We start from the raw sequence: 12,405 nt of genomic DNA on the forward strand, positions 1-12,405 counted from the left end.
CCGGCCGCCGGGCGCCCCCCCCCCCCCCCCCGCCCCCCCCCCCCCCCCCCCCCCCCCCCCCCCCCCCCCCCCCCCCCCCCCCCCCCCCCCCCCCCGCCGGGGTGGCGGTCTCGAGGCTCAGGCCTGGGCGGCCTTCGCACCTCGACCACCGAGGGGGCCCAGGCCGTGGCGGCCTTCGCACCTCGACCACCGAGGGGGCCCAGGCCGTGGCGGCCTTCGCACCTCGACCACCAGCAGGCCGGAGCCCGTCAGAGGCCGCTGATCTCGAAGCACTCCCGCACGAGGGGCTCGATCTCGCCCTCGAAGCCGCGCTGGCCGTAGGTCCAGATGGCGGCGCGGACGGCGCCGAGGGCGGTGAAGACGGCGACGGCGGGGGCGATGTCGTCGGCCGGGTCCACCCCTTCGCGCGCGTAGGCCGCGTCCGCGAGCGCCCGGGCGGTCTGCGCGCCCGCGCCGAGCACCGCGACGGAGATCGAGGGCGACTCGCGCGCGACGACGGCCCGCATCCGCCACATCTGCGGCTCGCGGGTCGCGGTCGCCATCCGCTCGACGAGCACCGCTCGAAGGCTGTCGCGCAACGGCTCGTCCTGGGGTCGCTCCCGCAGGGCCTGCGCCAGTGCTGCCGGCAGGTCGGGATCCACGCCCGAGAGGGCGTCGTCCTTCGTCGCGAAGTAGTTGAAGAAGGTCCGGGGCGACACGCCCGCCCGCTCGGCGACCCGTTCGACGGTCGCCGCCGCCACCCCTTCGTCATGGGCGATCTCCAGGGCGGCGCGGTGCAGCGCGGCCCGGGTCACCCGCTTGCGCTCGGCCCGGCGTCCACGCTCTGGCTCGCTCATGGCGGCCATTGTGCTGGAGACGGCTGAGGGAGGGGGACCCGCCTACTTTGCAGTGACTGCAAGTTTGTTATATGCTTGCTGCATGCAAGGAACCTCGCAGGGCGCTCTCCACGACGCACTGACCCGCGCGTTCCGCCAGCTCACCGCCACCTTCACCACCCGGTCCGAGGTCGACCCGCAGGCCCTGCGGCGCCCCGACTACGCCCTCCTCGCCGCCGTCGAGCGCCACGGCTCGGTCCGGCCCAGCGATCTCGCCGCCGCCGACGGGCACGACCTGTCGACGGTCAGCCGGCGGGTCGCCTCGCTCGAAGGACGCGGCTGGGTGGTGCGAGAGCGCGACCCCGACGACGGCCGGGCCTGCCGCGTCGCCCTCACCGACGAGGGCACGACCCGGCTGACGACCGAGCGCGCGGCGCGCGCCGCGATCGTCACCGAGGTCCTCGTCTCCTGGAGCGAGGACGACGTGCGGACCCTGACCGACCTGCTCGAGCGGATGAGCGACGACGTGGCCGCCTCCCGCCCCCTGACCACCCATCTCGAAAGGAGCTCCGCGTGAGCGCGAGCGTCACCACCCCGGCCGCGGGCACCACGACGGCCACCAGCGACCCGGCGTCCGCCGGCGCCGCTCCCTACCGGCTGAGCCCCGAGCACCGACGCGTCTTCGTCGGCCTCATGCTCGGCATGCTCGTCGCCTCCGTCAGCCAGACGATCGTCGGCCCCGCGATGCCGCGCATCGTCGCCGAGCTCGGCGGCATCGACCACTACAGCTGGGTCGCGACCGCGGCCATGCTCGTCTCCGCGTGCACCGTCCCCGTCGTCGGCAAGCTCTCCGACATCTTCGGGCGCCGCGGCTTCTACCTCGCCGGCATCATCGTCTTCATCGTCGGCTCGCTCATCTGCGGCTTCTCCCAGAACTTCTGGATGCTCGTCGCCGGTCGTGCCGTCCAGGGCCTCGGCATGGGCACGCTCATGCCGCTGTCGCAGACGATCATCGGCGACATCATCCCGCCGCGTCAGCGCGGCAAGTACCAGGGCCTCATGGGTGCCGTCTTCGGCGTCACCTCGGTCGCCGGCCCCCTCGCGGGCGGTGTCATCACCGACCACCTGGGCTGGCGCTACCTCTTCTTCGTCGCCGTGCCGATCGGCCTCGTCGCCTTCTTCGTCATCGGCCGCTTCCTCCACCTCGAGCACACCGCTCGCGAGGTGACCATCGACTACGCCGGCATCGCCACCCTCACCGTCGCGCTCACCTCGCTGCTCCTCGCCACCTCCCTCGGCGGCACGAGCTGGGCCTGGGGCTCGGCGGAGTCCATCGGCCTCTACGCCCTCGGCGTCGTCGCCCTGCTCTCCTTCATCGCCATCGAGCGCCGCGCGGTCGAGCCGGTCATCCCCCTTCGCCTCTTCTCGAGCAAGGTCTTCTCGATGGCCAACATCGCGGCCTTCGGGGTCTCGATGGTGATGTTCGGCGCGATCATCTACATCCCGGTCTTCGCCCAGGGCGTCATCGGCGTCGACGCGACGAACTCCGGTCTCATCCTCATGCCGCTCATGGTCGGCTTCATCGGGCTCGGCATCATCACCGGCCAGCTCATCACCCGTACGGGGCGCTACCTGCCCTTCATGATCACCGGCGTGCTCGTCATGGCGCTCGGCATCTTCCTGCTCACCCGGCTCGACCACACCGCGACCCAGACGCAGCTCACCGTCGCGATGACGGTCCTCGGCCTCGGGCTCGGTATGGCGATGCAGCAGTACGCCCTCGTCGTGCAGAACGACGTGCCGCGCCGCGACCTCGGCGTCGCGACGGCGACCGTGCAGTTCTTCCGCAACGTCGGCTCGACCGTCGGCATCGCGGTCTTCGGCACGATCATGACCAGCGGCCTGGCCGACCGCATCGCCGGCCACCTCCCGGCGGGCGCCCAGCAGCAGATGGGCGACGGCGGGGTCTCGATCGGCTCGGTCCTCGACCCCTCGGCGCTGTCGAAGCTGCCCCCGGTCGTCGCCGACGCGGTCCGCCAGGGCCTGGCCGAGAGCCTGCACAACGTCTTCCTCATCGGTCTGCCGATCCTCGCCGTCGTGCTCGTCGCGACCGCGCTCATCCCGGCCAAGCCGCTGCGCGAGACGCTCGACCACCCCTCCGAGGCGGTCTCCGACCGCGCGGAGTGAGCGATCCGCGTCACCCGGTGCCGTCATCCCTTCGCGAAGGGGTGGCGGCACCGTCGCGTGCGGCGACCGCTCGTCGCGGAATAGTTGAACGATAAATCGTTGTTGGTAGGGTCGTCAGCGACCACCCGTCACCAGGAGAGCGCCATGCCAGCCATCACCGTCGACGACATCTTCACCCTGCCCCGCTTGACGCAGCCCGCGCCCGACGCGGTGGTCCGCCCGGTCCACACCGTCTCGACCGCCCCGAAGGGGTTCGAGGGCGAGGGCTTCCCCGTCCGGCGGGCCTTCGCCGGTGTGCCGATGGAGCGGCTCGACCCCTTCATCCACATGGACCAGATGGGTGAGGTCGAGTACGCGCCGCTCGAGCCCCGCGGCACGAGCTGGCACCCGCACCGGGGCTTCGAGACCGTCACCTACATCATCGACGGCTCCTTCGACCACGAGGACACCCACGGCGGCGGCGGCACGATCACCGACGGCGACACCCAGTGGATGACCGCCGGCTCGGGGCTGCTGCACATCGAGGCCCCGCCGGAGCAGCTCGTCATGAGCGGCGGGCTCTTCCACGGCATCCAGCTGTGGGTCAACCTGCCCGGCGCGATGAAGATGTCCGACCCTCGCTACCAGGACATCCGCTCCGGCGAGGTCGGCCTGCTCTCGAGCCAGGACGGCGGCGCGCTGCTGCGCGTCATCGCCGGTGACGTCGACGGGCACTCCGGCCCGGGCATCACGCACACCCCGATCTCGCTCGTCCACGCCACCGTGGCGCCGGGCGCGCGGGTCCAGCTGCCGTGGCAGCGCGACTTCAACGCGCTCGTCTACGTGCTCTCGGGCCGTGGTGTCGTCGGCGAGGAGCGCCGGCCGGTCCGCGAGGGACAGCTCGCGGTCTTCGGTGCGGGCGACGTCATCGAGGTCGCGGCCGACGACCGGCAGGACTCGCGCACCCCGCAGCTCGAGGTGCTCGTGCTCGGCGGTCGTCCGATCCGGGAGCCCGTCGCGGCCTACGGCCCCTTCGTCATGAACACCAAGGACGAGCTCGTCACCGCCTTCGAGGACTTCCAGGCGGGCCGGCTCGGCGTGCTGCCGAAGACCCCGCGGGTGCGCCCGGCGCTCGAGGTCGTCGCCGACCAGCCGGGTCACCACGTGCTCTGAGCCTGCCCGTGGCAGAGTCGCAGCGTGCGACTGACCCTGCTCGACCGACGCCGCACGGTGCGTGTCGTCCTCGGGCTGTGCCTGCTCGCGCTCTTCGTCCTCGGGGCCCTCGGCCAGCGGATCATGCCGGCATGGGGGAGCAGCTGCCCCGACGGCGGTGAGTGCGACCCGGCGGCGCTGCGCTCGCTCGTCGTCAGCGCCTGGGCCCTGCACGCGCTGAGCGTCGTCGGGCTCGTGGCGGGAATGCTCGCCGTCGGGCGGACCCGCCCCGAGAGCCCGCACGGCGACGGCATCCCCGACGAGCACGCGGCCCCGCCGTGGCGGCACGCGCTGCTCGCGGCGGGCTTCGTCGGGGTGACCAACGCGATCACCGCCGCGGCCCTCGGCGTCGCCGTGATCTTCGGCGGTCTCATGGTCGGGGCGGTCGTCGCCGCGTGGTGGGTCGGGCTCACCGTCTTCCTCGACGCGCTCGACCGCCTCGCCCGACCCCAGTCCGAGCGACGCGGCTCGTGGTGGCGCGCCCTCGCCGTCTCGACCCTCACCGTCGCGATGCTCTGGGTCGTGCCGGTGCTCGTCGTCGGCGTCGAGAGCAAGGGGTGGAGCGAGGCCTTCCTGCTCGCCGACCTCCTCGTCGCCGGGGTCACCGGTGTCGCGACCCTCGGCACCCGCCTCGTGCCTGGTGGGCGCCGCGAGGACGAGCACCCCCACCGGGGTCGTCTGCTCTCGGCCACGCTCGCCGGCAGCCTGCTCCTGCCGCTCGGCATGGCCCTCTACGTCGACCTCGGCGGGTCGACGTGGCACCGGGCCGGTGAGATCGTCGGCGACCTGCTCAACCCCTACCCCGCCTCGGTCGTCGCGGCCGACGACGAGGCGGCCACCCCGTCGCCGCCTCGGACCACGTCGCCGTGCACCGTCGCGGACCTCACCGTGACCGCCGTGCCGGGCGACCCCACCCTCGGGGGCCGCTCGGCGGTGCTGCGGGCGAGCAGCACCTCCGACGCGCCGTGCGTGCTCGGCGGCTACCCCGACCTGCGGCTCGCCGACGACGACGGCCCGATCCCGCTGTGGACGACGCCTGCCGACTACACGGTCACGGGGGAGCCGGCCGAGGTCGAGGCGATCACCCTCGCGCCCGGCGAGAGCGCCTCGGTCACCGTGTGGTGGCGGGCCCGCCCGCCCGGTGACGTCGAGGACGGGGCCCGGGTGCTCCGGGTCGACCTCGGCGACGACGCGTCGGTCCGCGGGGTGCAGACCGTCGAGGTCGACGGCCCGCCCGGCCTCACCGAGGGTCTGGCCGCCGGCTCCCGCGTGCGCATCGAGCCGTGGTCGACCGGCGACCAGCTCCCGCTGCCCTGAGCCGGCGACCTGGGCGGCGGGGGAGCCCGCAGACGGGCCCGACGGGGGAGCCCCGCAGACGGGCCCGACGGGGGAGCTCCCCCCGGCCGGCCCGACGCGAGTCGGCCCGCGCGTCCGCCCTACTCCGTCGCGAGCGCCTGGGCCGGCGACACCCGGGCGGCACGACGGGCCGGCAGCACCGAGGCGACGAGCGCGGCGGCGACGGCTGCCGCGGCGACCCCGCCGAGCAGGCCCCACGGGACGACGACCCGCAGGTCGATGAGCTGGCCGACGACCGAGCCCGCCCCGGCGACGCCGTAGCCGATGCCCAGGGCGGTGCCGAGCACGATGCCGACGAGCGCGAGGAGGACCGCCTCGAGGGCGAGCATCGCCCGCAGCTGGCCCCGGGTCGTCCCGAGCGCCCGGAGCAGCGCCGACTCGCGCGTGCGCTCGAGGACTGACAGCGACAGCGTGTTGGCGATGCCCACGAGTGCGATGAGCACCGACACGGCGAGCAGCGAGAGGACGACGGAGAGCACGACGTCGAGGACGCGGTCCATCTCCTCGCGCTGGATCGCCGACCCGCCGACCTCGACCCCGCGGTCGACGGTGACGGCCTGCAGGCCCTCGACGGTGCGCTGGGCGTCCTCGTCGGAGAGCCCGAGGAGCAGGGCGCGCGGGGCGGCCCCGGCGTCGACGCGCCGGAGGTCGGCCGCGGTGAGGGCCCACGGCCAGCCGAGCGAGTCGCGCACCTGGACGGTGGCGGTGAGCTGCCCGTCCGGACCGCGAAGGGTGACCCGGTCGCCGTCGACGAGCCGCAGGCCCCGGGCGGTCTCCTCCGACACCTGGACGCCCCCGTCGCGCAGCCCGGCGAAGGCTGCGGGGTCGCGCACGACCGCCGTCGCGTCGTCGTCGACGCCCGCGACGACCTGGTCGCGGCGGGCCCTCCCGCCGACGACGACGTCGAGCTCGGAGCCCGGCACGCTCGCGACGGTGGTCACGCCGTCGACCTGGGCGACCCGCTCGCTCACCCCGGCGGGCACCGCGCCGTCCGGCGCGGTGACGACCGCGTCGACGGAGTACTGCTCGTCGAGGGCGGCGGAGACGCTGGCCTGCGCGGTCCGCGCGCCGACCGCGGTCGTCGTCACGAGCGTGACCCCGACGAGCAGCGCCGCGGTCGTCGCGGCCGCCCGGCGCGGGTTGGCCACGGCGTTGCCGGCGGCCAGGCGGCCGGGGGCCCCGAGCAGGCGGGCCGGCACGGCCCCGACGACCCGGGCCACCGCCGGCACGAGCAGGCTGCCGGCCATCAGGACGCCGACGAAGGAGAGCATCCCGCCTGCCAGCCCCGCCGGCAGCGAGCCCGCGCTCCCGCCGACGACGAGCAGCGCGCCGCCGACGACGACGAGGACGGCGCCGATGCCGCAGCGCACGAGCCCCCGACGGCTGCGGGCGACGACGGCGGGCACCGGGCGCAGCGCCTCGAGCGGGGCGACCGCGCTCGCGGCGACGACCGGGCGCACCGCCGCGGCGAGCACGACGAGCACACCGGCGACGAAGGGGACGACCACGGCAGTCGGCGCGACGGAGAAGGTGAGCGCCGGCACCGAGTCGGGCAGCAGCGACGCGGCGGCGACGAGCCCCCGGCACGCGGCGATGCCCAGAGCCGTCCCGACGGCCGAGAAGACGACACCCGTGACGAGCGCCTCGAGCAGCGCGCCCCGCACGACCTGGCCGCGAGACCCGCCGACCGCCCGCAGCAGCGCCGTCTCACGGGTGCGCCGTGCCAGGAGGATGGCGAAGGTGTTGCCGATGACGAGCGCGCTGACGAAGAGCGCGACGAGAGCGAAGCCCATGAGCAGGGCGGTGAAGACGTCGGTGCCCCCGGTCAGCCGGGACGCGACCTCGTCGGCGTGCTCGGTGCCGCTGCGCACCTCGGTGCTTGCCGGGCCGCCGACCGCCTCGCGGACCCGGTCGGTCAGCTGGGTGTCGCTCACCCCCTTCGCCGCCTGCGCGACGACCTCGGTGTAGCCGCCGGCCCCGGTCCACCGGGTGACGGCGTCGTGGGTGCCGAAGACGGCGGGGGTGCCGCCCGCCCACCGCGGGTCGCGGCCGGCGTCGACGACACCGACGACGCGGGCGCTCGCCGGGCGTTGCGCGTCGGGCGGCGTCAGGCGGATCGTGTCGCCGACGTCGAGACCTCGAGCGGTGGCGACCGAGCGCGAGAGGGCGATCTCCGAGGTGCCTCGCGGGAGTCGTCCCCGCTCGACCCGCGCCTGGCTGTCGGAGGTCGGCGCGGTGCTGACGACGAGGTAGGAGCTCGCGCTCCCGCCTGCGAGCCTGGCGTACGCCGTCAGCTCGCCGGTGGCGCGCTCGACGCCCTCGGTGCCGCGGACCTCGTCGAGGACGGACGCGTCGAGGCCGTCGGCCTCGTCGGTCGACACGACCGTGTCGACGTGGGTGTAGTAGCCGGCGACGAGGCCGCGCACGGAGGCGCCCATCGTCTGGCCGAGCGCGAGGCTGGTGGCGACGAAGGCGATGCCGAGGACGACGGCGACACCGGGGGCGACGAGCCGGCGGCTCTGGGTGCGCAGCGAGGCGAGGGTCAGCTCGAGCACCGCGATCACGCCCCGAGCTGCCGCATGGCGGCGATGACGGAGTCCTCGGTGGGGGCGTCGACGTCGTCGACGAGCCGCCCGTCGGCCAGCAGCACGACCCGGTCGGCGTAGGCGGCGGCCCGCGGGTCGTGGGTCACCATGACGACGCTCTGCCCGAGCTCGCGCACCGAGGTGCGCAGGAAGGCGAGCAGCTCGGCCGAGGAGGCGGAGTCGAGGGCGCCCGTCGGCTCGTCCGCGAAGAGCACGTCGGGCCGGGTGACGAGCGCGCGCGCCGTGGCGACCCGCTGCTGCTGCCCGCCGGAGAGCTCGGCCGGCCGGTGGTGCAGCCGGTCGGTGATGCCCAGCACGCCCGTCACGTGGTCGAACCACGCCTCGTCGACGCGGGTGCCGGCGAGGCTGAGCGGCAGCAGGACGTTCTGCCGCGCGGTGAGCATCGGCAGGAGGTTGAAGGACTGGAAGACGAAGCCGATCCGCTCGCGGCGCAGGATCGTCAGCGCACGGTCGCCCAGGCTCGTCGTCTCGGTGCCGCCGATGACGACCTGCCCGCTCGTCGGGCGCTCGAGCCCCGCGAGGCAGTGCATGAGCGTCGACTTGCCCGACCCCGACGGGCCCATGATCGCCGTGAAGCGACCGGCCTCGAGGTCGACGTCGACGCCGTCGAGCGCGGTGACGGCGGAGGGGCCGCTGCCGAAGACCTTCGTCAGGGAGCGGGCCTGCGCGGCCGGCTGCCCGGAGCTCGGGTGGAGCTGCGCGGCGGGCGGCGCGAAGGGGTGACGGTCGGTGGGGAGGGGTGCTGAGGTCATGCCTCGAAGACTTCCGTCGCGACCCCCGTCACGTCGTCGGCCCGCGGGCCGACCCGACCGGCCGGACGGCTACGACCCTGGTCGTACCGCGACGAGGCCGGTGTCGTACGCGAGGAGCACCATCTGCACCCGGTCGCGCAGCGCGAGCTTGTGCAGGATGCGCCCGATGTGGGTCTTGACCGTGGCCTCGGCGACGTACAGCTCGGCGCTGATCTCGGCGTTGCTGCGCCCCTCGGCCACCGCCCGCATCACCTCCACCTCGCGAGGGGTGAGGGCCGCCAGGCGCGGGTGGTCAGCCCCGGTGGGCTCGCTCGGCTGCGCGGGCGAGGGCGCGACCGGCCCGGCCCCGTCGCGGGTGAGGTGCTCGACGAGCCGGCGGGTCGTGCTCGGCGCGATGACCGCGTCGCCGCCGTGCACCGCGTGGATCGCGGCGAGCAGGTCGGCGGGCCCGGCGTCCTTGAGCAGGAAGCCCGAGGCCCCCGCGCGCAGCGCGGCGTACGCGTACTCGTCGAGGTCGAAGGTCGTGAGCACGACGACCTTCGGCCCGTCGGGGTCGCGGCGCAGCAGCTCCTCGGTCGCGGCGACGCCGTCCATGCGCGGCATGCGGATGTCCATGAGGACGACGTCTGCGCTCACCGCGCCGAGGACCTCAAGGGCGTGCTGGCCGTCCTCGGCCTCGCCCACGACGACCATGTCGGGCTGGGCGTCGAGCACCATCCGGAAGCCGGCCCGCACGAGCGCCTGGTCGTCGACGAGGACGACGCGGATGGGGTGATGGTCGGTGCGTGAAGTCACGGCTGGTCCTCTCGGGTCGGTCCCGGGTCCTCGGGCAGGTGGGCGGTGACGAGGTAGCCGCCGCCGGCGCGCGGGCCCGCGGTGAGGTGCCCGCCGAGGGCGCTCGCCCGCTCGCGCATGCCGACGACGCCGTACCCCTGGCCGTCGTCCGTGGCCGCCGCGCCGCGCCCGTCGTCCTCGACGGTGACGCACAGGCCGTCGTCACGGCGCACCCGCACGCTCGCGATCGCGCCGGGGCCGGCGTGCTTGATGACGTTGGTCAGCGCCTCCTGGACGATCCGCAGCGCCGCGAGCCCGACGTCCCGGCTCACCCCGTCGAGGTCGTCGCTCACGAGCTCGACGGGCAGGCCGGAGGAGCGGACGCGGTGCACGAGGGCCGGCAGGTCGGCGACCGACTCGGTCGGCGCGTAGCCGTCGAGCTCGTCGGCGCGCAGCACCCCGACGAGCCGCCGGGTCTCGGCGAGGGCCTCACGAGCGGTGGCCGCGATGGTCTCGAGGGTCTGGGTGGCCTGCTCGCGGTCCCACTGCGGAGAGCTCGTCGCGGCGTAGGCGCCGCCGTCGGCCTGGACGACGACGACGGCGAGCGAGTGGGCGACGACGTCGTGCATCTCGCGGGCGATCCGCGTGCGCTCGTCCTGCGCGGCGATCCGCACCCGCTGGTCGCGGTCGCGACGCAGGGCGAGGTTCTGCTCGTGGAGCCGCTCGAGCAGCTCGCGCCGGCGCCGGGTGAGGTCACCCCACGCCCAGCACAGAGATGCGACGGCGCTGAAGAAGATCGCGTTGATGACCTGGGGCACCGCCGACAGCTCGGGGTCCCACCAGTCGGCGACCCCGAGACCGCCGGAGAACACGCAGACCACGAGCACGGCGAGACGTGCGGGGCGGCTGCCGGACCAGGCGGCCACGGCGTACGCGGCGAAGGGGGCGGCGACGTTGCTCGGCAGGGGCCCGTCGGTGAGCGGCAGCTGGGCCAGGTGGGCGAGCACGACGACCGCGGCCGCGACCTCCGGGCGGGTGCGGCGCCACCACAGGGGCACGACCTGGAGCAGGGTGACGACGAGGACGAGCCCGGCCGGCACGCCCGGTCCGTCGACCTCGGGACCGACGGCGGCGAGCGTCGCCGGCAGCACGCCGAGCAGGAGCAGCGGGCCGACGACGAGGGCGTCGACGACACGGGGGTGGCGGGCCAGCGGGCCGCCGAGAGCGGGGGTGTCCATCGCGGCGAGCCTAGGCACACCTCGTGCCCTACGCGTCAGACCACGGTCTGACCAGCGCATACGATGGCCCGGCACCCGCCGCGACGACAGGAGACACCGTGAGCGAGCCCGCACAGGACGACGCCCGAGAGCTGCTCAACGAGTTCGGCGCGCAGCCCGGCGACGGCCACGCCCGCACGATCCGCGCCCAGTGGGACCGCGACATCCTGCCCCCGATCCGGGCGGCCCTCATGGAGGACCTCCAGGCGCGTGGGATGTCCGAGGAGATCATCGACGAGGCCGAGATCGTCGTCACCGAGCTCGTCACCAACGCCCTGCGCCACGGCAGCCCGCTGCCCGACCGCTGCGTGCGCGTGCACTGGAAGGTGCGCGGCGAGGTGTGCGAGGTCGAGGTGAGCGACGGCGGCGGTCACACCGCGCCCAAGCCCGTCCCCCCGGCCCTGTGGGCGACCTCGGGACGCGGCCTGCGCATCGTGCGCAGCCTCGCCCACGAGTGGGGCGTCTCCGAGGACGAGAAGCGGATCACCGTGTGGGCATCGCTCGGCGGGCCCTCGCGCCGTCGGGTCGGGAGCTGACCCACCGCGCCCTGACCTAGGCTGCACGCCATGGGCAAGGCATCACGACGCAAGAAGACCGACGGCGGCCGGGTCAAGGTCGCCCCCGCCCCGTACGTGGCTCGACCCTTCGCGGGTCTGCCGGGCGAGACCGACTGGGTGGCGGCGCACGAGATCGTCCCCGCGGCGACGGCGACGCTGACGCTGCGCGCGGACGCCGTGCCCGAGGGTGCGCCGACGACGGCGACCCTCGCCTCGGTCCTGCCCCTCGCGTGGTCGGGCCTGCACCGCGCCGACGGCACCGTGCTCGTCGCCAGCCAGTCCGGCTCGAGCAGCGGTGACGCCAGCCGCGACCTCGCCGCCGCCCTGCTCGCCACCCTCGCAGCCGAGCCCGGCAGCCCGGTGCCGCGCGCCGAGCGCGCGACCGAGGCGACCCCGCGCCTGCAGGACCTGCTCGACCTCGACGCCCCCTTCGGGCTCGAGGTCCACGAGGGCTTCGACTTCTGGGTCGGCGAGGGCGAGCTCGACCAGGAGGGACAGGAGTCCCTCGACCGGGCCAACGAGAGCGTCGTCCCGACCGTCGCGATGAGCTCGGCCCCCTCCGCCTACTGGTGCCGCATCGGCGAGCGGACCTACGTGCGCTGGGTCCTCGGCGACGACGAGGACGCGGCGACCGACGCCCTCGCCCGTCTGTCCGCGGCCGGCCGCTCCGAGCTCGGCGAGGGCAACAAGCTGCTCGGCGCCTTCCGTGCCGGCGGGCTCCTCGTGCCGGTGTGGGAGGTCCCCGCCGACTCCGAGCCCGCGACCCACGAGGACGCCCTCGCCGCAATGCGCGAGCGCTACGAGGCCGCCCTGCGCGACGAGCCGCTGAGCGCCGACGAGCGCCGCGCCCGCTCCGGGCTGCTGTCGCGCCAGGTCACCCTGCGCTGATC

The 12,405-nt window shown here is 74.9% G+C and carries 11 protein-coding genes; 6 read left to right on the forward strand and 5 right to left on the reverse strand.

The features are described from left to right. Positions 1 to 248: 248 nt before the first annotated feature. A complete protein-coding gene (locus tag LIV55_RS10600) occupies positions 249 to 836 on the reverse strand; it encodes a TetR/AcrR family transcriptional regulator (RefSeq protein WP_068272405.1) in 588 nt (195 codons plus the stop codon). An 82-nt stretch (positions 837 to 918) separates the two neighbouring features. Here LIV55_RS10600 and LIV55_RS10605 point away from each other — a divergent pair, with 82 nt between their 5' ends. From LIV55_RS10605 to LIV55_RS10620, 4 genes are all read left to right on the forward strand, one after another. After that, the gene (locus LIV55_RS10605; protein WP_163562455.1) at positions 919 to 1,392 is read left to right on the forward strand and encodes a MarR family winged helix-turn-helix transcriptional regulator; all 474 of its coding nucleotides are present in this window, start codon (positions 919 to 921) and stop codon (positions 1,390 to 1,392) included. Beyond that, a complete protein-coding gene (locus tag LIV55_RS10610; RefSeq protein ID WP_308012907.1) occupies positions 1,389 to 3,002 on the forward strand; it encodes an MDR family MFS transporter in 1,614 nt (537 codons plus the stop codon). Before LIV55_RS10605 ends, LIV55_RS10610 begins: the two co-directional genes overlap by 4 nt. Positions 3,003 to 3,146: 144 nt before the next feature. Next, positions 3,147 to 4,154 (forward strand): pirin family protein, encoded by a 1,008-nt coding sequence (locus tag LIV55_RS10615; protein WP_229300162.1) that lies wholly within the window; start codon positions 3,147 to 3,149, stop codon positions 4,152 to 4,154. Between the two features lie 24 nt (positions 4,155 to 4,178). Continuing rightward, entirely contained in the window at positions 4,179 to 5,510 is a 1,332-nt protein-coding gene (locus tag LIV55_RS10620) for a DUF4232 domain-containing protein (RefSeq protein WP_123092634.1), read from the forward strand. Positions 5,511 to 5,629: 119 nt separating this feature from the next. Here LIV55_RS10620 and LIV55_RS10625 read toward each other — a convergent pair whose 3' ends face one another. The 4 genes from LIV55_RS10625 to LIV55_RS10640 form a co-directional block, all read right to left on the reverse strand. Continuing rightward, on the reverse strand, positions 5,630 to 8,113 hold the full coding sequence (locus LIV55_RS10625; RefSeq protein WP_229300163.1) for an FtsX-like permease family protein: 2,484 nt from the start codon (positions 8,111 to 8,113) through the stop codon (positions 5,630 to 5,632). Next, complete coding sequence (locus LIV55_RS10630; RefSeq protein WP_191564401.1) at positions 8,110 to 8,907, reverse strand: ABC transporter ATP-binding protein; 798 nt, start codon at positions 8,905 to 8,907, stop codon at positions 8,110 to 8,112. The genes LIV55_RS10625 and LIV55_RS10630 overlap by 4 nt, the downstream gene beginning before the upstream one ends. 69 nt (positions 8,908 to 8,976) lie before the next feature. Further along, positions 8,977 to 9,624, reverse strand: coding sequence for a response regulator (locus LIV55_RS10635; protein WP_229300374.1), 648 nt, complete (start codon positions 9,622 to 9,624; stop codon positions 8,977 to 8,979). 74 nt (positions 9,625 to 9,698) lie between these two features. Continuing rightward, positions 9,699 to 10,919 (reverse strand): sensor histidine kinase, encoded by a 1,221-nt coding sequence (locus tag LIV55_RS10640; protein ID WP_229300164.1) that lies wholly within the window; start codon positions 10,917 to 10,919, stop codon positions 9,699 to 9,701. 98 nt (positions 10,920 to 11,017) lie between these two features. Here LIV55_RS10640 and LIV55_RS10645 point away from each other — a divergent pair, with 98 nt between their 5' ends. Continuing rightward, positions 11,018 to 11,494 (forward strand): ATP-binding protein, encoded by a 477-nt coding sequence (locus LIV55_RS10645; RefSeq protein ID WP_083968346.1) that lies wholly within the window; start codon positions 11,018 to 11,020, stop codon positions 11,492 to 11,494. Positions 11,495 to 11,524: 30 nt separating this feature from the next. Next, positions 11,525 to 12,403 (forward strand): DUF5926 family protein, encoded by an 879-nt coding sequence (locus tag LIV55_RS10650; protein WP_229300165.1) that lies wholly within the window; start codon positions 11,525 to 11,527, stop codon positions 12,401 to 12,403. Positions 12,404 to 12,405 lie beyond the last annotated feature (2 nt).

It is taken from the genome of Janibacter melonis (assembly GCF_020567375.1).
GTDB lineage: Bacteria > Actinomycetota > Actinomycetes > Actinomycetales > Dermatophilaceae > Marihabitans > Marihabitans melonis.